Annotated in this window: 27 protein-coding genes; 20 read left to right on the top strand and 7 right to left on the bottom strand. The window is 31.8% G+C overall.

Annotated features, from left to right (window positions below; genetic code table 11):
- The first annotated feature begins 128 nt into the window (after positions 1-128).
- From HNV08_RS12945 to HNV08_RS12885, 13 genes are all read left to right on the top strand, one after another.
- Positions 129-590, top strand: a complete 462-nt coding sequence (locus HNV08_RS12945; RefSeq protein WP_173281749.1) for an STM3941 family protein — start codon at positions 129-131, stop codon at positions 588-590.
- A 206-nt stretch (positions 591-796) separates the two neighbouring features.
- Positions 797-1,297 carry a hypothetical protein gene (locus HNV08_RS12940; protein ID WP_173281748.1) on the top strand — a complete coding sequence of 167 codons (501 nt, stop codon included), beginning with the start codon at positions 797-799 and terminating at the stop codon, positions 1,295-1,297.
- 144 nt (positions 1,298-1,441) lie between these two features.
- Positions 1,442-1,981, top strand: coding sequence for a YcxB family protein (locus tag HNV08_RS12935; RefSeq protein ID WP_173281747.1), 540 nt, complete (start codon positions 1,442-1,444; stop codon positions 1,979-1,981).
- Positions 1,982-2,137: 156 nt separating this feature from the next.
- The gene (locus HNV08_RS12930; protein WP_173281746.1) at positions 2,138-2,587 is read left to right on the top strand and encodes a hypothetical protein; all 450 of its coding nucleotides are present in this window, start codon (positions 2,138-2,140) and stop codon (positions 2,585-2,587) included.
- A 155-nt stretch (positions 2,588-2,742) separates the two neighbouring features.
- A complete protein-coding gene (locus HNV08_RS12925; protein ID WP_173281745.1) occupies positions 2,743-3,618 on the top strand; it encodes an SMI1/KNR4 family protein in 876 nt (291 codons plus the stop codon).
- A 166-nt stretch (positions 3,619-3,784) separates the two neighbouring features.
- Entirely contained in the window at positions 3,785-4,621 is an 837-nt protein-coding gene (locus tag HNV08_RS12920) for a hypothetical protein (RefSeq protein WP_173281744.1), read from the top strand.
- Positions 4,622-5,122: 501 nt separating this feature from the next.
- A complete protein-coding gene (locus HNV08_RS12915; protein WP_173281743.1) occupies positions 5,123-5,608 on the top strand; it encodes a hypothetical protein in 486 nt (161 codons plus the stop codon).
- 150 nt (positions 5,609-5,758) lie between these two features.
- Positions 5,759-6,325 carry a hypothetical protein gene (locus HNV08_RS12910; protein WP_173281742.1) on the top strand — a complete coding sequence of 189 codons (567 nt, stop codon included), beginning with the start codon at positions 5,759-5,761 and terminating at the stop codon, positions 6,323-6,325.
- A 6-nt stretch (positions 6,326-6,331) separates the two neighbouring features.
- On the top strand, positions 6,332-6,631 hold the full coding sequence (locus HNV08_RS12905; protein WP_173281741.1) for a hypothetical protein: 300 nt from the start codon (positions 6,332-6,334) through the stop codon (positions 6,629-6,631).
- Between the two features lie 64 nt (positions 6,632-6,695).
- The gene (locus HNV08_RS12900) at positions 6,696-7,289 is read left to right on the top strand and encodes an RICIN domain-containing protein (protein ID WP_173281740.1); all 594 of its coding nucleotides are present in this window, start codon (positions 6,696-6,698) and stop codon (positions 7,287-7,289) included.
- Between the two features lie 126 nt (positions 7,290-7,415).
- Positions 7,416-7,844, top strand: coding sequence for a hypothetical protein (locus HNV08_RS12895; RefSeq protein ID WP_173281739.1), 429 nt, complete (start codon positions 7,416-7,418; stop codon positions 7,842-7,844).
- A 154-nt stretch (positions 7,845-7,998) separates the two neighbouring features.
- Positions 7,999-8,520: a hypothetical protein gene (locus HNV08_RS12890; RefSeq protein ID WP_241697221.1), complete on the top strand. Its 522-nt coding sequence runs from the start codon at positions 7,999-8,001 to the stop codon at positions 8,518-8,520.
- A 148-nt stretch (positions 8,521-8,668) separates the two neighbouring features.
- Entirely contained in the window at positions 8,669-9,445 is a 777-nt protein-coding gene (locus tag HNV08_RS12885; protein WP_173281738.1) for a DUF6090 family protein, read from the top strand.
- A gap of 174 nt (positions 9,446-9,619) precedes the next feature.
- On the opposite strand, the gene HNV08_RS12880 is transcribed toward HNV08_RS12885, so the two are convergent.
- The 6 genes from HNV08_RS12880 to xrtF form a co-directional block, all read right to left on the bottom strand.
- Complete coding sequence (locus tag HNV08_RS12880) at positions 9,620-10,231, bottom strand: hypothetical protein (RefSeq protein ID WP_173281737.1); 612 nt, start codon at positions 10,229-10,231, stop codon at positions 9,620-9,622.
- Between the two features lie 16 nt (positions 10,232-10,247).
- Entirely contained in the window at positions 10,248-10,634 is a 387-nt protein-coding gene (locus HNV08_RS12875; RefSeq protein WP_173281736.1) for a heavy-metal-associated domain-containing protein, read from the bottom strand.
- 83 nt (positions 10,635-10,717) lie between these two features.
- Positions 10,718-12,955 carry a TonB-dependent receptor gene (locus HNV08_RS12870; protein WP_173281735.1) on the bottom strand — a complete coding sequence of 746 codons (2,238 nt, stop codon included), beginning with the start codon at positions 12,953-12,955 and terminating at the stop codon, positions 10,718-10,720.
- Between the two features lie 76 nt (positions 12,956-13,031).
- Entirely contained in the window at positions 13,032-13,445 is a 414-nt protein-coding gene (locus HNV08_RS12865; RefSeq protein ID WP_173281734.1) for an HYC_CC_PP family protein, read from the bottom strand.
- 50 nt (positions 13,446-13,495) lie between these two features.
- Positions 13,496-13,924, bottom strand: coding sequence for an exosortase F system-associated membrane protein (locus tag HNV08_RS12860; RefSeq protein ID WP_173281733.1), 429 nt, complete (start codon positions 13,922-13,924; stop codon positions 13,496-13,498).
- A complete protein-coding gene (gene xrtF, locus HNV08_RS12855) occupies positions 13,917-14,468 on the bottom strand; it encodes an exosortase family protein XrtF (protein WP_173281732.1) in 552 nt (183 codons plus the stop codon). Before xrtF ends, HNV08_RS12860 begins: the two co-directional genes overlap by 8 nt.
- Positions 14,469-14,559: 91 nt before the next feature.
- Here xrtF and HNV08_RS12850 point away from each other — a divergent pair, with 91 nt between their 5' ends.
- Positions 14,560-15,018 carry a GAF domain-containing protein gene (locus tag HNV08_RS12850; RefSeq protein WP_173281731.1) on the top strand — a complete coding sequence of 153 codons (459 nt, stop codon included), beginning with the start codon at positions 14,560-14,562 and terminating at the stop codon, positions 15,016-15,018.
- A 30-nt stretch (positions 15,019-15,048) separates the two neighbouring features.
- Here the strand turns inward: HNV08_RS12850 and HNV08_RS12845 are convergent, their stop codons facing one another.
- Positions 15,049-16,302, bottom strand: coding sequence for an ABC transporter permease (locus HNV08_RS12845; RefSeq protein ID WP_173281730.1), 1,254 nt, complete (start codon positions 16,300-16,302; stop codon positions 15,049-15,051).
- 144 nt (positions 16,303-16,446) lie between these two features.
- Between HNV08_RS12845 and purH the strand changes: the two genes are divergently transcribed.
- From purH to rodA, 6 genes are all read left to right on the top strand, one after another.
- Entirely contained in the window at positions 16,447-17,976 is a 1,530-nt protein-coding gene (purH, locus tag HNV08_RS12840) for a bifunctional phosphoribosylaminoimidazolecarboxamide formyltransferase/IMP cyclohydrolase (RefSeq protein ID WP_173281729.1), read from the top strand.
- A gap of 194 nt (positions 17,977-18,170) precedes the next feature.
- The gene (locus tag HNV08_RS12835) at positions 18,171-19,199 is read left to right on the top strand and encodes a rod shape-determining protein (protein WP_157362883.1); all 1,029 of its coding nucleotides are present in this window, start codon (positions 18,171-18,173) and stop codon (positions 19,197-19,199) included.
- Positions 19,200-19,209: 10 nt separating this feature from the next.
- Complete coding sequence (gene mreC / locus HNV08_RS12830; protein WP_173281728.1) at positions 19,210-20,031, top strand: rod shape-determining protein MreC; 822 nt, start codon at positions 19,210-19,212, stop codon at positions 20,029-20,031.
- Positions 20,024-20,530, top strand: coding sequence for a rod shape-determining protein MreD (gene mreD, locus HNV08_RS12825; RefSeq protein ID WP_173281727.1), 507 nt, complete (start codon positions 20,024-20,026; stop codon positions 20,528-20,530). Before mreC ends, mreD begins: the two co-directional genes overlap by 8 nt.
- The gene (gene mrdA / locus HNV08_RS12820; protein WP_173281726.1) at positions 20,527-22,464 is read left to right on the top strand and encodes a penicillin-binding protein 2; all 1,938 of its coding nucleotides are present in this window, start codon (positions 20,527-20,529) and stop codon (positions 22,462-22,464) included. Before mreD ends, mrdA begins: the two co-directional genes overlap by 4 nt.
- A complete protein-coding gene (gene rodA, locus HNV08_RS12815; RefSeq protein WP_173281725.1) occupies positions 22,464-23,744 on the top strand; it encodes a rod shape-determining protein RodA in 1,281 nt (426 codons plus the stop codon). Before mrdA ends, rodA begins: the two co-directional genes overlap by 1 nt.
- The last annotated feature ends 2 nt before the right edge of the window (positions 23,745-23,746 follow it).

The following is a 23,746-nucleotide window of genomic DNA, read 5'->3' as shown; positions in this document are numbered from 1 at the left end:
AGTGCAATCAATCTATACAACCAAATAAGATTACATGTATCTTTAGATTATAAAACACCAAATATGGTATATTTAAAAACAGCGTAAATCAATTTTTAACCTGTAGCCATATTTCAGGACTAGACATTATGAGAAACGAACCTAAAATATTTAAACAAAACAAGTTAAAAAACTTAATATTATTCTTGATTTCCTCTGTTTTTGTTACAATCGGAATTTTAATGTTGAAAGACAAAACATTAATGGGATGGTTTATAATTTCTTTTTTTGGACTTGGTATAATTGTCTCACTTATTCAATTTCATCCTAATGCTTCATATTTGAAATTGACTGATGAAGGATTTGAAACGAAGAATTTGTTTCGTTCTAACTTCACAAAATGGGATGATGTCAAGGAATTTAGGCAAGGACATATAAATGGAAATAAGATGATTTTCTTTGATTATACTGATGAACATAAAAAGTGGATTAGCGGAAAAAAAGTCGCGAAATTTTTGTCTGGGAAAGAAGGAGCTGTTCAGTCCTCTTATAATATAAAAACTGAGGAGTTACTAAATTTAATGAAAGAATATAAATTGAAAAGTAAATAAACGTGGTACAACACGGTGTATAAAACATAGCTAATAAGTGCCTAATCGAAAGGTTTGTGTATATTAAGAAAGTCCGCCAAATTATTAATTTGGCTTTTCAAAAGATGAAAATTAAAAACAAAATATTACAATTTGGCTCTATGTTAACCTGAAAAATTAGCGTCTTTATACACGCTACGTTTCATACACAATACGTTACCTAACATTTGAAAAAAACGACATTCTACATATCATTCATAGTTTTTATTCTGACTTTTTTGAGTTGCGATTACTTTAAAAAAAAAGAAAAACTTCCGAAAACCGAACAGTATGAAAAACTGATTGGAAAATGGAAAGTTACTCATTCAAATTTCTTACCATTTGAACATCCTTCATTCTGTGAGAGAATGGAACTGAATTCAATATTTGAATTTGACGAATACGGAATTTTAAGAGTATATTTAAATAAAAAAACAAAACAGAATTGCAACGATTATCAAAAATTCTGGATTGATGGAACTGAATTAATTGCTTTCGAATATGACGTTGGTTTTCCATACGAAATTCTAAAACTGACTTCTGACTCTTTAATAATAAAATCGAAAATAGTGCCTACCTACTTGTTTAAGGAAGAAAATATTAAAACAGTTAAAGATTTCGAAGGAGACGATATCAAATTTATAAGGAAAAACGGAATTATAATTACGCTCAAAAAAGAAAAAACGTAGGGTAGCATCGTGTATAATTAATTGCTTTTTACGTGCTTACTTGAGAAAATTCCTATGGAATTTTCACGGGTTCGTAAAAGTTTGCTAATTTAGTTGCTTAACCACGCAACTAATCTAATACAAACTCGTTGGCATTAATACGAAATGAAATTAGAATACACATTAAACTTCTCGGATTTTTTAGAATATCAGCTTTATGTATCTTCTAAATCTGAATTGCATAAAAAGAATAGAAATAAGTCAAGAATTGTTGTTCCTATAATTTACATCATTCTTGGGGCATTTATTTTGTTTATTAAAAAAACTGAACTTGCTATAGCGTTCTTTGGATTTGCAGTTTTATGGTTTTTGTTTTATCCATTATACTCTAAATGGAAATACAAAAAGCACTTTGAAAAGCATATAAAAGAAAATTATAAAAATAGAATTGGAAAAAAGGCTACTCTAAACTTTGACAAAGACGCTGATTTTATAGAGGCCTCTGATTTTGGAACTCAAACAAAAATACAAGATTCGGAATTTGACAAGCTGATTGAATTAAAAGACTATTACTTTTTAAGACTCAAATCTGAATTATCCTTAATCATTCCTAAACGAGCCGTATCTGACCAAGAGAAATTTAAAAAATTATTTTCTGATATAAATTTAGAATACGTAAATGAATTGAATTGGGAATGGAAATAAAAGTACTAATGCCAACACCGTTTAAATTCATTGCTAGTTAAAGCCTACTTACAAAAATCCTCGCAGATTTTCTATTCGGTTTTTATTTGCTAACTTAGTTGCTATAACACGCCATTAATAATACACAAAACCGTTAGCACAAATTAAAAATTAACTATGGGAATATTTGACATTTTTAAGAAAAAACCAAAGTTTGTAGATGACGTATTTGGAGAATTAGGATATACAACCTTCAAAGATTCCTCTAAAAATTTTTACGACGGACAAACTAAATTCCAAGGAGAGGAAATCGGAATAAATCTTAGTGCGGACGAAAACGGACCAACGATTGAGCAAAAAGATTTTTTCAAAAAGTTAGATAATGAATACTCTGTAATTAAAGAACATATAATTCTTCCGTTTTTAAGAAAAAAATTGAAAGAAAACGTAATCAACTCTGGAATCGAAAATTTTGACGTGGAATTTGAATTTGAAGGAATATCAATCGGAAAAATCAAAAATGAGAAAACTGAATGGTCGATAACATATTATTCAAATCCAATGAGACATTCTGTTTCGATAGACTTTATTGGAATGAAACCTGAATATATGACAATTGATGGATAAAAACCTGTGCTAATAGCGTGTATAATTCATTGCTAGTTATAGCCTACTTACGAAAATCCTATCAGATTTTCTATTCGGTTTTTATTTGCTAACTTAGTTGATTAACCACGCAACAAACCATATACAAACATGTTGTAAAACATTTGAGTGAAACATTGAAACATATAATTTTAATAATGGGAATACTATCTTTTTTCGGAGCCAATAGTCAGAATAATAAAAAGAACGATTATGAAAACCTGACTTCTGAATTAAAAGAGGAATTCAGAAACGAATTGAAAAGAGATTCTGAAAAAGACTTCAATCTAGAATTCATACGTACGACTAATTTAGAAAATGAAATCATAAATAGATATGGTTTTGACGGAATTAAACTTGTATTTGAATCAAGAAATAGCTCAAATTTTTACAAGCTTGGAGAATTACCAAAAGACTGTCCTTGGTCGGATTTAGACAGCAAAACAAATACGGAATTCATAACCGAAAACTTTAAACCAATTTCAAAGAAAATTCCAAATCTGATTTCTTCATTAAAAGAGAGGTGTCAATTCATTTTTGCAGAGAAAAAAGAAAACACTTGGCATTTACATTATTTACTTAATATGAAGCTTTATGATGATAGAGATTACTACCGAATATATACTGGAGGAGAACCTATTGTAAATGCAGAACCAAATAAAAATCTAAAAGCATTTAATTGGGACATTCCTAATGACTTAAAAACTTTTTATAAAATCCATAATGGATTTGGAGAAATCTATGATGCTAACTTTGTAATGGCAAACGAGGATATTAAAGTTATGGCAGAAATGATGAATCCAATTTGCAAAGAGCAAAATGTTAAACCAGAAGGTTATTCATTTGACGATTTACTTGAATTCTTCCCTGATGGAGCTGGAAATGCACAATGCTTTTACAAAAACAATGGAAACTCAACAGTTGATTGGGACCACGAAGTTTGGGAAATCTCTGGAGAAATTGGATTTTTTGAGTTTATAAATGAAAGAATGTCTGAAATTGACGAAGAATAAAAAACGTTTTACAACAACGAATATAATTAATTACTGGTGCGAGCCTACTTATAAAAATCCTTGCAAATTTTCAGTTTGATGTGTTCTTGCAAAGTTAATCGCTAAAACACATATCTAATCTTATACAAGCACGTCGTAAAACATTTGAACAAAACCACGAACTAAAATGGGAACTTGGGGAACAGCCATAAAAAGTAATGATACTTCAGCAGATATTTATGCTGACTTTTTTCATTTGTATAATGACGGAAAAGAACCAACTGAAATCAAAAACAAATTGATTTCCGACAATCCAAACGGAACAAATGACTTTTGGTTTACATTGGCTTTAGCTCTTTGGGAAACTAAAAGCTTGCCAAATGACATTTTGGAAAAAGTTCGGGTAATAATCGAAAGTGAATCTGATTTAAAAGTTTGGAAAGAACTTGATGCAAGCGAATCTGACATAAAGAAAAGAAAAGTTGTTCTTGATAAATTTTTGATAAAATTAGAATCTGAGAAGGCAAAACCAAAAGCTAGAAAGAGAATTTCCAAGAAAAAACCAATATTTGATAAAGGAAGTTGCTTAACATTCAAATTGGAAAATGGAAATTATGGTGGCGGAATCGTTTTAGCATCTGACTTTGATACAGGTTTTGGTTACAATCTAATTGTTACAACAAGAATAAATCAGACAAGTAAGCCAACAGTTTCTGATTTTAAAAAATGTAATGTTTTAGTTGTAAGTTTTGGGAATTGGAAAGAAGAGTCAAAAGTAACTTGGTATTTACCAAAAATGTACAAAAAAGACTTTGCCGAATTGTTTGAAAATATTGGAAAAATTCCAATCGAGAGAAATTACACACCGAATGGAACTGAAATAAGAGCAAGTTTTTCAGGAGGTTGGCAACATATTATTGAGCCAGTAAATCAACAATTGAAATATGAAAAGACAAACGGAATAACTAAATCATTTTCAATTGACAAGTTGATAAAACGAAAAAAATGGTGGCAATTAAAATAAAAAACGTTTTACAACACCGCATATAATACATTGCTAGTTCTAGCCTACTCGCAAAAATCCTATCGAATTTTCTATTTGGTTTTAATTTGCTAACCTAGGTGCTTTTATACACAAAAAAAACACGTACTAGATCTGTAATTCCAAAACAGGTTATAATTCTCTTCTGTCTTCATATAAATAAATGTATTACTAACTAAACAAACACGTTGGGTAAAAGATAATATGTCTTGGACAATACCAGTAGAATTAGAACCGAATAAAAAATATCAAATATTAATCGGAAACAATTTTAGGACAAAAAAAAGTATTCCGTTAAAACCATATGTGATTGAATTTAAAACAACTGAAAAATAAAAACCCAATAAAACACACATAAAAACAGGCAAAACAGCAGTAAAACAAACCGTTTGGCTCCTACCCAACATTGTGCTTAGCAGAAAGTATCTTGCTAGAAAATTACTTACTTTTCGTATATTACCCAAAGACAGTAATTAAAACAAAATGCTAAAATTTACATATAAAAACAAAGCATATAAACTTCCACTATTAGAAGGAACATCAAATAATTATATTTCATTAAAAGATGACAACTTTATCATTGAGTTAATTTTCTCGGTACCTTCCTCTTTGATTCCAAGTTTAATTAATGAAACCAATATCATTCAAACAGAAGAGAATCCAATACTTGTTCTCAATTTGGAATTAAATTACACCAAATATGATTTTGATACTCAACACCTCATTACAATTGGCAATCTAAGGCTGAACCCAAATTTTAAAGATTTAGAGCATCTTAAATTAAGCGAAAAAATTAGTCAAGAATCAACATTATATTTCCCAGGATATGCAAAAAGAGCAAATATCAAATCTATTGCTTTCGGAGAAATAGTGAACAATAAAATAAATATAGAATTTTGTGGATCTTGTATCGATAGAAATGGAGAATTAAATTTTGAAGTTAAAGCCATTAAAATACCGCTAAAATAAATTTAGTGAAATACAAACTTAAGTCGCCTATAATCAATGGCCAATTTGCAAGAACTCCGTCGCAATTTTATCGAGTTAACAAAAGTTTACTAACTTAGTTGCTTAACCACGCAACTCATCGTAAACAAACACTATGGCAACAAGCTGAAAATGAAACATGCATTTAACATATTGCTTTTGATTTTAACTTTGATTTCGTGTAAAACTCAATCGGAATCAAAACCTGAATTGAGCATTGAAACTGCTGAATTGAGTAAAGATTTTTTTCAGCCTGAAATTCAACAAACAGATTCAATTGCTGAACAGTGGAATTTTATGGTCTTTGAAAAAGGAGGCTGTTTAGGTGGAACACAATATGTCACAGAAAAAAAGAGAAAAATTCCAACTATGGTTTTTAGTGAAAAAGAATGGGAAAAGTTTGCGAAAAATGACAAAACGGAATTGACCAATTTTCTTATCACCAAACTTTCTGACACAACTATAACCAAAGTACATACTTGCCCATTTTTTGGAGCAACTAATGGAGAAATGGCTGTTTATTCCCTTCAGCATATTCACAACAAGAATTGGCTTGACTTTTCGGAATTTAAAGAATATAAGGATAGAGAATATGGAAATGCAACAGACCAACCACAAATGTGGCTTCAAAATATTTTAAAAAACGAAAACGAAAGAAATAAAATAGCAGAATTGTATAAAAACGAACTGAAAAACTAACTTAAAATGAATAGCATAAATTTTAAAAAATGGGCATTTCATTTTATGATTTGGATTGTAATAATAAATGTTATTTCCTTTTATCTAACAATCAGCTACACCAGTATCTTTAATGCAGGAGGCAACACAGCAGAAGTTATATTTCATTTCGGAATTTTAGGAACAGTTTTACTTTTATTGAGTCTGATTTTTATAATTTTTAGTTCCATAAAAAAAGAAAAGAAAAATTATCAATGTTGGACTTCAATAGTTGGACTTGTCATTTTTGGAATTTTGCCAATTTTAGCAAGTCTATTTTTAAATTAATTTAGAGAATAATTGAACTGAATAAAAACAAGCATACTCTTGTATAACTTTAAAACAAATACCAATGAAAAATCTAATACCAATTTTATTGTTTTCCCTATGTATGAGCTGCAACTCAATTAAAAAGGAAAAACAAATTGCAACTGAAACCCCAAAGACTGAAACCCAAGAAAATCCTACTTCAAATGTACCTAATATTAAATCGCCAGAACCTATAATCTATCTCGCGGATAATTTAGATGAGCGCGACCAGTTAGGCTATTGTATAGACACAAAGAATAGAGGCTTTAATGACACCTTACATGTGCATTCTTGCAAACCCAATGGCGACGATGTTCTATTTTACTATGATGATAAAACACAACAGATTTGCTCTGCCACATATCCTGGTTTCTGTGCTGCAATGCTTGGAGGACCAAAAATAGGAATGACAATAAGCCTTGTAAAAAGTGACCCTCAATCTTCAAAACAAAAATTTATATATAATAAAGAAAGTGGAGAATTCAGACCAAAAGAAGACAGTAATCTTTGTCTTGCGGCCGGAAGCGAAAGTGACGATGCCGGACCATATATGTCTAGAGCTTTATCGCTACAACCATGTGAAAGCACAGACAAAAGTTTGAAAACTTGGGTTATTAAGGGTAAAAAAACGATGTAAACTAATAACTTTTCAAAGTGTTAAAATCTGTTGATTTATTATAGACTACAACCAGCATATAACCATGAATATTAGCAAAACAAACAAGTCCGCAAAAACAGAACGACCTAGGCCTTAAAAAAAATTATGAAATTATTCAATTTAATAAAAAGATACATATTATTTATTCTTATTCTAACAAGTAGCTGTAGTAAAAATAGCGATGATAATATAATTATTGAACCAGCTGGTGCTGCAGAGTATTTTATAAATAATGAAACAAATAAAGATATTATTATAATTTATCAGAAATCTGAAGAATTAGGATTAGAAATAGATACAACTGATGTTATAGAAAAAAACACATCTTTCAAAATTTTTGAAGATGGCATAATTGGCGTTAATCCAGCCCCAAAAAATTCATTTAGTGAAATTAAATTTTATGAATCGCAAGATTTGATTAACCCCTTTTCAATCTTATCACCAGTTGAGAATGAAGATTGGACAGTAATCAATCAAAATTTAGGAAGTTCAGGATATGGCCTAACAACTTATGAAATTAAATTGACTTATTAAAGATCAGACACCATAAAAGCCCGTTGCCAGCACTACCTATAAATTCGCTTCGTAATTTTCTCTGGTTAATAAAAGTTTGCTAATTTAGTTGCATAGCCACGCATTTACATCTAACTAAAACCGATTTGTAACAAAAGCCCAAAATAGAAAATTCATGACAAACCGAGTTTTATCCGCTCTTACTATTAGAATAGCCGGAATTTTTTTATTCACTAAAATTTTTGACCATTTTGGCTCCTATTTCTTTACAATTTATGGAGCTACTATGATGACTCATTTTGAAACTGTTTTTAACGAACCAATCGACAAATTCTATTTCACAGGAACATTTATGACAATAGCCAACATTGTTGTTTCCCTATTTCTGTTTATAAAAGCAGAATGGATTGCTAAAAAACTAATTAAATCTGAAAAAGAAATAAAAATGGAACTAAACGTCGAATCGCTGACAAAACTGATTTTATTGACAGTTGGCGTTATTTGGTTAGCAAAATTAATTTATCAGATTCCTGATTTGATTGATTACTGTATTAAATTTATTTCAAAATTAAATGGTAACGAAGAAATAGAATTACCAAATTTTGCATTTGCTAAATATATTATAAAAACGATTTTAACATTAATTATAATATTTCGAATTCAAAAAATATCGAATTGGATTCTAAAGAAAATTTAAAAATACTTGCGCAACAATAGCTATAAGTAATTGTTTGTTTTTGCTTACATTGAAAAACAACTATGTAATATTCAAGGGTTAATAAAAGTTTGCTAACTTAGTTGCACAACCATTCACGTTGTACATCGTTACCAGAAACCACCAACCAATGATAAAATTCTTTAGACGTATAAGACAACAACTACTCTCCGAAAATAAATTTAATAAATATCTCATTTATGCCATCGGAGAAATTGTACTCGTTGTAATAGGTATATTAATTGCATTAAGCATTAACAATTGGAATGAAAAACAACAAGAAGAAAAGAACGAATTATTAATACTTAAAACGCTACAAAAAGATTTTATAGAGAACAATAAAATATATGCAGACATCGTCGATAAACAGTCCTTTGTGATTGATAATTGTAAATCTCTTATAGAATGCTTAGAAAAAAAAGATTTACAATACAAAAGAGATTCTATTGGTACATTTATCTACTTTGGCGCTTTTAATTATTTTAGAGCCGAACCTGTTATAGGAAGCTATCAAGCATTAATTGGCAGTGGCGATATAAAAATATTGAAAAGCGAAACGCTTAAATCAAAATTAGCTTTATTTTCTGCTGAGATAAATCAAGGATTTGAGGATGAAACATTGTCCATGGATTTAATAAATAGTATACATAATGAATTTAAATCAATTGGAGGATTATTTTTAAACAATAGAATTAAGCAGTCTTTTGGTTTAAGCAAGGTCTTTAAAAAAGATACTGAACTTCAGAATAAAAAATTAATAGAATTATATCAAAACCCAAATATTTTACACCCACTTTTAATGAAAATGGGTGTTGAAAATAACAGATTAAACTTGTATGTTAAAATGTTAGATTACTCAAACGAGATAATGAATTTAATTGAATCTGAACTGAAAGAAAAAAAATAATAAAACCGCATCATCCTATAAAACCAATGGCTAATTCTAGCCAAATTACAAATGTTTGGGTAGCGGATGCTATTCGATTTTATACGCTAAATAGGTCCTTATAGACATCTATAAAGGCACAACTTAAAGGTTACTACAAGCTAAAAAAAAGCCTGAAAACATTCAGGCTTAATTTTAGGCTTTAATTTTTAATGAATTCCACATGAGCTGTATCATATCTTCTCCGCCATCTTTTACACCCATATTCATATTCATGGTCATCACAATGATACCTTCATCTTTTTTTCCTTGTGCCATGACTTCATAGACTTCGGTTTCTCCTTTATACGTTAAAACAGCTTTTAAAATATTTACCGTTTCGCCAGACGACAATTCTTTTTCATAATCTTCACGTTTTAACTCATAGCCATAACTTACACTCTCCTTAGTGACCTCATTGAGCATCATTTCTTGCAGCATTGTAGGATTAAACGACCCGTATTTTTGAATTATTAATCCAGATCCTCCTGCTGTCATTAACATAATTTGCTCTATATCTGAGTCTATATCTACTCGAGATACTTCGTGATCTTTGGTGTATTTCATTTCAAAATACGCATCATCCAACAGCAGCGTATCTTTTTTCTTTAAACCAATGTTATATAATTTACCTTTAATTTTTACTTCTTGGTTACCATCTAAGGCCATGTCATACGATTTCCCATCAATAGTAATAACGTAATCTTTCTGTGCATTAACGGTCGTGGCTATGCATAATAGCATTAATAACAATAAATTATACTTCATTTTCAACGTTTTGGTTTTAGTTTTCTTTAGATTTATGTTTTGCGTCTTCTTTAGGTTCATGATCTTTTAAAACAGTTTCATCTCTGTATCTACAACATGGATGTACAGTGTTGTATTGCTCATCTGTAGCTTTTATTTCTTTTGTATCATGGCCAACAGCTGCAACATTTTTTGCAATTGTTTTGACATCGGTTTTGCGTTCATCAATAATGAGTTTTAACTCATGTGTATCTACATTCCAAACGGCAGACTTTACGCCTTTTGTTCGTATTGCTGCTTTTTCTATACGTTCTTTACACATACCGCAAACACCATCTACTTCCATACTTACCTTAGCATTTTTATTTTGTGCAAATGCCACTGTGGTTACTATTAATGAAAGGAATACTATTACTTTTTTCATATTGTTTTTAATTTTAATCTCTTCAGATTTTAATGTTTTATTTTCTCGTTACTTAATTAATTTCAACCGTTTTAAGGAACGGATTACTTTATTCTAAATCGTAATCCTGCATAATACATACTTCCAAAAATTGGACCATATACAAAGTTACTATCAAAATTAGAGCCAAATGGATTATCTGCACTAATTATGGGATCATCTTGCCTTACATTTGTTACATTTTCGCCTCCTAAATATACTTCAAATTTTGGAGAAAACACTTTTGTAACTTGTAAATTTACTGTGGACAAGGTTGGCGTTTCTTCAGGCAATTGATACGCTAATGGACTTAACGTTGTACTAGAAAATCGTTGTGCACTTAACCAATTAAAGGTGGCATCAAATTTCCATTGAGACCCTTCTTTAGACATTTCGGTTTCGTATGAAGTGTTGGCAAATAAACGATGTTTTGGAATTAAGGGTTTTTCAAGCTTACCCGAATTATACTCAGTTTTTATATCATAATATTTATAAGCCGTTCTAAGATCAAATCCTTCAAACACATTATAATTTAATTCTACCTGAAAACTATTGGCATAGCTCTCGCCATCTAAATTATAGAAGTTGACTTCATATGGATTTTCCCAATCGACGACCACTTGATTTTGAAAATCGGTTTTATAAAAATCTAATGTGATATCGCCTTTTCTATCAAATAAATTAAACCCTTGTAAAAAACTTAAACCATAATTCCAGGCAATTTCCGGATCTAATCCATATACTTTTCCTCCAGAATTTAATATATTAATTTGCCTAGAGCTCGAAAACATATTTTGGTTTTCAGCAAAAATATTAGCACTACGCTTACCTCTACCTACTGAAAAACGCAACGCGGATTTTTCCCAAGGTGTGTAGCGCACATGCAAACGTGGTGTAAGAAACAGGCCTAATCTATTGTGCTGGTCTACTCTTACACCAGCTGTTAAAGTTAACTTGTCTAAGTTATCATAAGCATACTCAAAAAAACCACCAATAGAATTTTCAGTTCGCTCGTATAAATCTGTATTTACGACCTCATCATAGTGATCGTAAGTAAAACTCAATCCTGTTTTTACTTTATGGCGCGAATCTGAAATAATAGTATTATACACCAAATTAGAATAGAAACTATTGTGCTGAATATCATACTGGTTTAACCCAAAATAAGAATCTTGGTTATGATGACTAAAGGACGTTTGAAACCCTAAACTTTTATACGGAAGTTCTGGATCTACATACCCTAATTTTGTTGAAATTTCGAAGCGTTCCGTTTGTATTTCACTGCCCCAAAAATTTGTTGTGCCTTTATCCGTTTCTGGATTAAAATTTAATTGACCGCCTTGTTTTTCATCATTTAAATATCTTAAATTTATAAAACTCACTAAGCCTTTTTCTAGGTTCGTATATTGCCAACGGTTCATAACGTTAATTTGATTGTACATTGGCATATCTAAAAACCCATCATCGTTGACGTCGTGTTTTTGCTGATGTGTATTGCCATGAAGGTACAATCCTGTACTCCATTTATCTGTAACTTTAGTATTAACATGTGTATTAAGTTCTATACGCTCACTAGAAGCACCATACAGGTTTACAAACAATGTATCATCTGTGGTTGGTTTTACTAGCTCTGCGTTTATTTGACCTGCAATACTCTCAAAACCATTAACAACACTACCTGTCCCTTTGGTTATTTGAATACTTTCAACCCAAGTTCCTGGTATAAAACTCAATCCATAGGCTTGCGAAGCACCTCTTATTGTAGGTATATTTTCTGTTGCAATTAATATATAAGGTGAGTTTAATCCCAACATTTTAATCTGCTTTGTGCCTGAAACAGCATCTGCAAAATTAACATCTATCGATGGATTGGTTTCAAAACTTTCTGCCAAGTTACAGCACGCAGCTTTTAACAACTCTGCACTGGTTACTGTAAACGTATTAGTGGCTTTTAGATAGGATTTTTGAGTGGCTTGTTGACGTATTTTTAATTCTACAGCATCTAACTCATCACTAACCTGCATAACGTGTGTTATGTATTTGTTGTCGTTAATGGTTAGGGTATCGGTCTTAAATCCTACATAACTAATTACTAATTTATTGTATGAAAATTTATATGGTAACGCAAACGTTCCATCTTCCGAGGTTATAGTTCCTATTGTAGATCCTAACCAATAGATATTAGCGCCTGGCAAAGGCATTTCTTTTCCTGTACTAAATTCTGTAACGATGCCCTTTAATTGATCTTGTGCTGATAACACCAACGACAAAATCATAAAATTAAATATTAAATATTTTTTCATTTACTTGATTTATAGATATAACATATGCACTAAACAATGCGTGCATCCTTTTTTTACAAAGTGAATGTATCTATAATCAAATTAGATAAGTTTCATCTAAAACCTGTATGTCTTTGATGAGTTTAGGAGGTGTATACGCTTCATGAGGGATAATTAATTTTGGTAAACCCTCAAAAAGACTGATATATGAATAACTATAGGCAAATAAGATCTGCTGGTGAATACTATCTAAATCTTCAAACGAATTTATCGTAATTTCAGACAAACCAGCAATAACATCAATCTCATCCTTACAGCATGTCTTTTTCACTACAGAAGTTGCATCTGTTTTTACAACATCATCTGCACACTTTTCTATGTCCGAAAAAATAGCAACATCCACTAAAGTTTCTCCACAAAAATGCTTCTCAATAGTTAATGATAAAGACGACACCAATACCAAGAATGATAATGTGACTGAAAAAGTTTTATGTGCAATTGAAAAATTCACAGTGCAAATTTACAAAATTCCTAAAAAATGATAAATGATTTATAAAACTATTAACGCTTCAGTTTATAATAATAAAACGCTGGCAATAATAAAATTAGACCTATGGGCTGAATTAAAAAGCGCCTTACATTAAAAAACAAGTAATAATCTTCTTGCTTAGGGTTGATGACAAAATACAGAAACGGAATTAACAATAATATATATACAACGACATAAACAATAACAGAAAACTTAACAATGCTCTTATCCCTAAATACAAGGTATAAAACACCCAAAGAAATAAGGGTATTTAACACAAATCTCAATGTTGTAAATAACACCAATTTGGCGACTTCTCTCCTTGGACTGTCTATATATAAATAATCGTTTTCAAAAAAAGTTAAATAAGGATCGTAAAACAACACATTTTCGTAGGCTCTTATTAATACTAAGAACAGTAAAAGCACACCAACTAATAAATAAGTGACAAGTCTATGCATTAGAATGTAATTGTTTAGAAAACCGATTCACCCAAACCATCCATAATATAAATACAGTTCCATAAATTAACATGGGGAAAATAACCGTATGCAATATTTCTTTTCGCCAAGGATAATGATAAAGCCCAATTGATAAAATCACAATTCGGATTAAATTAAACACATAAATAATAATACTACCTGCTAAGCCAAATAATAAAGTCGATTTAAATTTACCTGCAAATGCGATTATAAAAGATAAAAATAAAATTATGACACTTATAGCATTACATCCTTCTATAACACGTGCTACATATTTTCCATTTATAATGATTTTAAGGGAAGCTTCATCAGGATGTGGTAAAATCTCTGTCGTATAGCTTAAGCTATTTAAGACATCATTCGTTTGATTTGCCACTAAATGTGTAAGATAATCTGGATAGTAAATTGAACCGTCCGACGCATTCAAATAGATATGATATCCTACAGACAATATAGCATATACACCTAGAAAAGTGACAATAAAGCGAATTACTGATTTATATTTTATTAAAAGTAACTTCAATTCGGTAGTATTAATTAGTTGTTAAATTTATAAAAACAGTATTTCAAAATAGTCCATTTTAGATACTTTTACCAAAAGTTTTTTTTCAATTATGGATTTACAATTACTAAAACCTACAATAGAAAGCATAATAGCGCAAAGTAATCTGAGTGTTTCAGAACGCCTTCTATTAATATGTGAAACATTAGAAACCAATGTTTCTTACTATAATTGGGTAGGCTTTTATTTTAAAAATGGCACCAAAAACGAATTGAAATTAGGACCTTATGTTGGTAAGCCAACAGACCATACGATCATTCCATTTGGCAAAGGCATTTGTGGCCAAGTTGCAGTAAGTAATGAAAATTTTGTTGTTCCGGATGTGGCTGCCCAAGACAATTACATCGCTTGTAGTATTAATGTGAAGGCAGAAATTGTAATACCTATTTTTGTAAACAATGAAAATATTGGCCAAATAGATATAGACTCAAACACGCCAGATCCTTTTACATCAGCTGACGAGCAATTTTTAGAATTTGTATGCGCTAAAGTCGCTACTATCTTACCATAATTTTTTACAGTAACTACCTTTTTGTTGGGTTTACATTCCTGTTCGTATAGCTTCAACCGGATCTAAACGCGATGCTCTTAAAGCTGGTATCACACCAGAAATTAATCCAATTAATGAAGAGATAAAGAAACCGAGTGACATATTTTGAGGTGATAACACAAATTCAAAATCTTCTGCAAAGTGATTACCAATAAGGGTACCAATATACACAAAGAACAGACCTACAAGTCCACCGACAACTGCAAGAATGACAGCTTCAAACAAAAACTGAAACAGAATAAACTTGTTTTTAGCACCAAGCGATTTCTGAATACCTATAAGATTAGTACGTTCCTTAACGCTAACAAACATAATATTTGCAATACCAAAACCTCCAACTAAGAGAGAAAAGCCACTGATAACCCAACCAATTAGGTTTAACATGCCGAGCATTTCGTCAATAGCACCTTGTAAGCCTGCAATGATGTTTACAAAAAACGTATCTATTTCATTTGGTTTTATACCGCGTTTATTTCTTAAAATTTGAGATATTTCAGCCTTTAACCCATCAATATCCACATCTTTTTTGGGTTTTATAATCACAATATGCATATTGTTAGGATTATTATCACCAAATTTATTTCTCACAAAATTAGCAGGTAAAAAAACCGAAACATCATTACTGTCTCCCAATAAACCAGAACCTTCTTTTTTAACCACACCAATTACCGTAAACTTTTGACCATAAATGCGCACCTTTTTACCAATAGGTTCAAATTCTCCAAAAAGCGATTTAGCAATTTGAGCACCAATAACCACTACCGAACGTCCAGAATTGGATTCTGATTCATTAAAAAATCGGCCTTTTTCAAATTCTAAAACTTGAATATCCGTAAACTCATGCGAGACCACCACAGTATTTACACCACTGACCAATTCCGATTCGTATCTAATGTTTTCAGGCTTTACACCTAATTGAAATGCCACATGCTCTGCATCAAATAGAGACGATTTTAAACTTTTATACTCGTTAAAAGAAATAGGATCAAAAGATTCTCGTTGCCAACGCGGTACATTTGTAGGCCCAAAAGATCGGTTAACTACGTACATGGTGTTACTATCTAACGAACTTAATTGCGATGTAATTGTTTTATCTAAAGAGTCTACTGCTGCCAAAACGGCTATAATTGAAAAGATACCAACCGTAACACCTAAAAGCGATAAAAACGTTCGGAGTTTATTATTTCTAAGGGCATTAATAGCAAACGAAAAACTCTCTTTTAATAAACGAAAATAGACCAGCATGCAAGGGTTGTTTTATAACATTTTAAAGATAGGACGTTTTCAACAATTTATTGTTACAAAAAACTTAAAGAAACTACATTTTCTACTAAGTTTTTCTTTTTGAATATACGTATTTTTGCCACATCTAAAACACAACACAACATTATGAGCAACAAAACCATTTCATCAGCACTAATTTCTGTATTTAGTAAGGATGGATTAGAACCAATTGTAAAAAAATTAAATGACCTTAACGTTACCATTTATTCTACAGGAGGTACTGAAAAATTTATTAAGGACCTTGGTATTAATGTCGTACCTGTAGAAGACGTTACGTCATACCCTTCTATACTTGGTGGCCGAGTAAAAACATTACACCCTAAAGTTTTTGGTGGCATTTTAAATCGTCAAAACCACGATGGAGATGTTGCTGAATTAAAAGAATTTGACATCCCACAAATTGATGTCGTTATTGTGGATTTATATCCTTTTGAAAAAACCGTAGCATCTGGTGCAAGTAACCAAGATATTATAGAAAAAATTGATATTGGAGGAATTTCTTTAATTAGAGCCGCAGCTAAAAATTATGCAGATGTAACTTGTGTATCTTCTGTAGACGATTATGCAGAATTTTTAGACTTATTAGAATCTAAAAACGGAGAAACCTCTGAGGACGACAGAAAACAATTTGCCGCAAAGGCATTTAATGTTTCCTCTCATTATGATTCTGCAATTTTTAATTATTTCAATAAGAATCATGAAATCCCTTCATTAAAAATTTCTGAAACTAAAGGTAAAGTCTTGAGATATGGCGAAAATCCACATCAAAAAGGATTCTTCTTTGGCGATTTTGATGAGATTTTCACAAAACTTCATGGTAAAGAATTAAGTTACAATAATCTATTAGATGTTGATGCCGCTGTAAACTTAATGTTAGAATTTAAAAACGACGCTCCAACTTTTGCCGTATTAAAGCATAATAATGCTTGTGGCTTAGCACAACGAGACACACTGCACCAAGCCTATTTAGATGCTTTAGCTGGTGACCCAGTTTCTGCCTTTGGTGGTGTTCTTATTAGTAATTCTGAAATTGACGTAGCAACGGCAGAAGAAATCCATAAATTATTTTGTGAAGTGGTTATCGCACCTTCATTTTCTCCTGAAGCTTTAGACATATTAAAAGGAAAGAAAAATAGAATTCTTTTAATTTTGAAGGATATTGAAATGCCTAAAACAAATGTTAGAAGTTGTTTAAATGGTGTTTTAGTTCAGGATAGAAATAACGTTACAGATACGCTTGAAGGTTTAAAACCTGTAACTAACAAAACAGCAACTACGGAAGAGCTAGACGATTTAATATTTGCTTCAAAAATATGTAAGCATACAAAATCTAACACGATTGTTCTTGTAAAAGGCAAACAGTTATGTGCAAGTGGTACAGGACAAACCAGTAGAGTTGATGCTTTAAATCAAGCTATACACAAAGCACAATCCTTTAAATTTGAGCTAAAAGGTGCTGTTATGGCTAGTGATGCTTTTTTCCCATTCCCAGATTGCGTAGAAATAGCAGATAATGCTGGAATAACTGCTGTGATACAGCCTGGTGGCTCTATAAAAGACGAATTAAGTATTAACTATTGTAATGACAATAACTTAGCAATGGTCTTTACCGAAACACGTCATTTTAAACACTAAATTAAGTGCTTTTGTACCGAAATTATTTCGGTACAAAAGCCAACTTATTTACTTATTTTTTAGCTTTCAATTAATCAAAGAAAAAAAAACTGGCTTTAAACATCTATAACGGTATAAATAACGTATATTTTACTACTTTTACAGATAGTCTTAAAATAAAGACAAGAATAACCCAAATAATTTAAGAATAGCACATGGGATTTTTTGATTTCCTAACGGAAGAAATAGCCATAGATTTAGGAACAGCAAACACATTAATTATTCACAACGACAAAGTTGTTGTAGATAATCCTTCTATAGTAGCAAGAGACCGCATTAGCGGAAAAATCATAGCCGTTGGTAAAGAAGCCAACATGATGCAAGGAAAAACGCACGAAAACATTAAAACAATTCGTCCTTTAAAAGATGGTGTTATTGCAGATTTCGATGCGTCAGAGCAAATGATTAGTATGTTTATAAAAAACATACCAGCACTAAAGAAAAAATTCTTTAATCCGGCTTTGCGCATGGTTGTTTGTATTCCATCTGGAATTACAGAGGTTGAAATGCGTGCAGTAAAAGAATCTTGTGAGCGTGTCAATGGTAAAGAAGTCTATCTAATTCATGAGCCAATGGCTGCAGCTATTGGTATTGGTGTAGATATTATGCAACCTAAAGGAAATATGATTGTAGATATAGGTGGTGGTACTACCGAAATCGCAGTGATTGCCCTTGGTGGCATTGTTTGTGACAAATCTGTAAAAGTTGCTGGTGATGTATTTACAAACGACATTATTTATTACATGAGAACGCAACATAACTTATATGTTGGTGATAGAACTGCCGAAAAAATAAAAATTCAAATTGGTGCGGCCACAGAAGATTTAGAATTACCTCCAGAAGATATGAGCGTTCAAGGACGTGATTTACTAACAGGTAAACCTAAGCAGGTTCAAATATCATTTCGTGAAATTGCCAAAGCCTTAGATAAATCTATTTTACGTATTGAAGATTCTGTAATGGAAACATTATCACAAACACCACCAGAATTGGCGGCTGACATTTACAATACAGGTATTTATTTAGCTGGAGGAGGCTCTATGCTAAGAGGTTTAGATAAACGTTTATCACAGAAAACAGATTTACCAGTTTATATTGCTGAAGATCCATTAAGAGCCGTAGTAAGAGGTACAGGTATTGTACTTAAAAACTTATCAAAATACAAAAGCGTATTGATTAAATAAGCCATAAATAATGCAACAAATATTCAATTTTGTTATACGAAACAAAACATTTCTGTTGTTTTTATTGCTTTTTAGTATCGCTTTAGCGCTTACCATTCAGTCGCATTCTTACCATAGGAGTAAATTTATAAATTCAGCCAATTTTTTAACAGGTGGAGTCTATGGCACAATGAATTCTGTGGATCAATACTTTAATTTAAAAACAGAAAACGATATTCTGGCCAAAGAAAATAAGCAATTAAGAGAACAACTTTATAATCTCAATCCCCAAACCGACTCTACTTTTATTGACAGTTCATATACTAATGCACATTACAAAGTGACTATTGCAGATGTTTATAAAAACAGCTATGCTTTGCCAAATAACATTCTAACCCTAAACAAAGGTAAAAACGATAGTATAAAGGAAGACTTTGGCGTCATTACATCAAACGGAATTGTTGGTATTATTGACAATACCTCAAAGAATTACGCTACAGTGCTATCTATTCTAAACACAAAAAGTAGAATAAACGCCAAACTAAAACGATCTAATCATATTGGATCCCTTACATGGAACAGTAAATTACCAAGCCATGTACAACTCGAAGATGTGTCGCAATATGCACCTGTAAAAATTGGAGATACTATTGAAACTGGTGGTGAATCATCTATATTCCCAAAAGGAATTGGTATTGGTACCATTTCAAGTTTTGAAAGTGACATTAGTGGAGACACCTATACCATTCAAGTTAAATTGTTTAACGATATGACCAACCTTGGTACGGTTTATATTTTAGAAAACTTAAATCGAAAAGAAATATTAAACCTAGAAAACAGCAGCAATGAATAATGTTTTAGGTATAAATATTATCCGATTTATTGCGTTACTGCTCTTGCAAGTCGTGATTTGTAATCAAATTAATCTTTTTGGTTTTATTAATCCATATATCTATATCATTTATATTTTCTTATTTCCCATTAGAGAAGAACGATTAGTATTGTTATTATCAAGCTTTATTCTGGGAATGTTGGTAGACTTATTTTCAGATTCAGGTGGAGTTCATGCAGCAGCAGCAGTATCCTTAGCATATGTTAGACCAATTTTACTAAAAAGCTCATTTGGTATGCTCTATGAGCATCAAAGTATAAAATTCACAACAACAGACATTGGCAACCTTATAACATACCTCACATTAGGTACCATTATTCATCATTTAATCTTATTTTCTCTCGAAATTTTTAACATTTCCAACATACTTTTAACCCTAAAAAAGACGTTATTTTCTAGTATTTTTACCATACTACTAAGTGTATTGATTATAATTCTATTTAGCCCAAATAAAAAATGAGAAAATTATTACTTCTTGTAACTGTCGTTCTTGTTGGTCTAGTATTTATTGCACGTTTATTTTATTTACAAGTTTACAATAGTTCTTCTTACAATATCTTTGAAGACACAGCGATTAGAAAAGTATATAATTACCCTAAAAGAGGCTATGTTTATGACCGTAACGGCAAACTACTAGTGGCCAATCAGCCATCTTATGACGTTATGGTTATACCTAGAGAGGTTTCTCCGCTAGACGCATTAGAACTAGAAGAATTTTGCAGATTATTAAAAATCACTAAAGAAGAATACACCAAAAAATTAAATAAAGCCAGAAATTATTCGCCAAGACTTCCGTCACCTTTTGTACCGCAACTTTCAAAAACCGATTATGCTGTACTTCAAGAAAAAATGCGAAAATTCGAAGGGTTTTACATTCAAAAACGATCGCTTAGGTTTTACCAAACGAGCATTGGAGCCAACGTACTTGGTGATCTCGGTGAAGTAAATCGAAGAATTATAAAACGTCAACCCTATTATAAATTAGGTGATCTCATTGGCAAGCAAGGTATAGAACTGTCTTACGAAGATGTATTACGTGGTGTAAAGGGAATAAAATTTATACAAAAAGACAGACACAATAAAAATATTGGCCCTTACAAAGATGGTCGTTATGACACTTTACCTAAACCTGGTAAGGACATTACGATAACGATTGACTCAGAATTACAAGCCTATGGTGAGCTACTAATGAAACACAAACGTGGTGGAATTGTAGCACTAGATCCACAAAGCGGCGAAATATTAGCTATGGTAACAGGCCCAAGTTATAACCCAAATTTATTAGTAGGTAGAGAACGAAACAAGAACTTTAGCCGCCTATTTAGAGATACGATTAACATGCCTACTTTTGATAGAGGCTTACAAGCTCAATATCCTCCAGGATCTCCTTTTAAAGTGATAAATGCTTTAATAGGGTTGCAAGAAGAGGTTGTAGAAATAGACGACAAATTTACGTGTAGAATGGGCTATTATTACGGAAGCAGACGACTAACTGGCTGCCACCATCATAGAAGTCCTGTAGACATGAATGAAGGAATTGCCCAATCTTGCAATGCTTATTTTGTAAATGTATACCGACGAATTGTAGACAAATATGATGATGCTGGCAAAGGCATGAATATTTGGTCTGAGCACGCAAAAAGTTTTGGTTTAGGAAATTATCTCAATAATGATTTATCTGTTGGAAGAAAAGGAAGGATTCCAGATGGTGATTATTATGACAGACAATATGGCGATAATCGTTGGGGATCAACCTATATCGTTTCTAATGCTATTGGACAAGGTGAAGTTGAAGCAACACCAATTCAGTTAGCGAATATGGCTGCTGCCATCGGAAATCGTGGCTATTACTACACACCTCACATTATCAAAAGTATAGAAGGCGACACCATTCCTAAAAAATTTAAAATACCACATCATACCACAATAGATAAACGACACTTTGAACCTGTAATAGAAGGTATGTTTGATGTTTACAATAAAGGAACAGCACAATCCTTAAGAGTACCAGGAATTGAAATTTGTGGAAAAACAGGAACAGCAGAAAACTTTGTAAAGATTGACAGTGTAAAAACGCAACTTACAGACCATTCTATTTTTGTGGCGTTTGCACCAAAAGACAACCCAAAAATTGCAATTGCCGTCTTTGTAGAAAACGGATATTGGGGAAGTCGTTTTGCAGGAAGAATGGCCAGTTTAATGATTGAAAAATACATAAAAGGCCATATAACAAGAACGGATTTAGAAAAATGGATTTTAACGCATAGCTTAGAAAACGAATACAAAAAGCCATATTCTGATGAGCCTTTTAAAATTAATGGAGAAACCACGCTTCAAGTCATAGATGAATATTCTATGGACACCGATTCTCAACTTCAAAACTTGAATTATTAATGTTAAGAGAAAATCATAGAGGTTTTAAATTCGACTGGATTATCATTATCCTTTTTTTGTTGCTAGTTGGTTTTGGCTATCTCAATATTTTATCAGCATCGCATGTTGGAGAAGTAACGAATTACTTTGACACCACCCAACTTTATGGAAAACAACTTGTGTTTTTAGGCTTAACTTTTGTTTTAGTAATTCTTATTTTATCCTTTGAAGCCAAATTTTATGAACGGTTTGCCAGTATCATTTATTTAGTCGCCATATTGGCATTAATTGGGTTATTTATTTTTGGTAAAGACGTTAATGGAGCGCGCTCATGGTACGGCATTGGCAGCATGACCATACAACCCAGTGAATTTGCAAAATTTGCCACAGCACTCGCAGTTGCCAAATACATAAGTGATCTGCAAACGAACATGCAAACCTTAAAAGATCAGCTACGAGTAACTGCTATAATTTTTATTCCTGCCTTATTAATTTTACTTCAAAATGATGCAGGAAGCACCATCGTATATCTCGCATTTTTCTTTGTATTCTACAGAGAAGGTCTACAACAAATCTATTTAATTATAGGGCTTTCCTTAATTGTTCTTGCTGTTCTGGGTCTTAAATTTGGAGTGTTAATTACGGGTGGTGGTGTAGCAATCGTTTTAATAACGACGTACTTTCTTAGAAAGAAAAAAAGAGGCTCAATATTGCAGTACATCCTAGTATTGCTCATAAGTGTTATATTTTCATATGGTGTAAAATTATTCTATCAGCATGGCATTAAACCACATCAGCAAAATAGAATTAGTTTATGGCTACGCTTAGAAAAAGATCCTGCTAAGCTAGAACGAATGAAAAAATCTGAAGCTTATAACCTTATTCAATCCGAACAAGCCATTAGTTCTGGTGGATTTTCGGGAAAAGGCTTTTTAGAAGGCACGAGAACAACCGGAAAGTTTGTTCCTGAACAAGAAACCGATTACATTTTTAGTACAGTTGGTGAAGAATGGGGATTTTTAGGCACTAGCTTTGTCGTGTTAATTTTTGTATGCCTTATTATAAGAATTCTTTATTTGGCTGAAGCCCAAAAATCACAATTTAGTCGTGTTTATGGCTATGGTGTCGCTTCCATCTTATTTATTCACTTCACTATTAATATTGGTATGGTCATGGGATTAATTCCAACTGTTGGTATTCCACTACCCTTTTTTAGTTATGGCGGCTCCGGACTTTGGGGCTTTACTATCCTCCTCTTTATTTTTGTGAAGCTCGATAGTAATAAGATTAATGAGTGGTAAAC

This window comes from Winogradskyella eckloniae, from assembly GCF_013249045.1.
Taxonomy (GTDB): domain Bacteria; phylum Bacteroidota; class Bacteroidia; order Flavobacteriales; family Flavobacteriaceae; genus Winogradskyella; species Winogradskyella eckloniae.
This window is presented reverse-complemented; position numbering and strand designations above follow the sequence as displayed.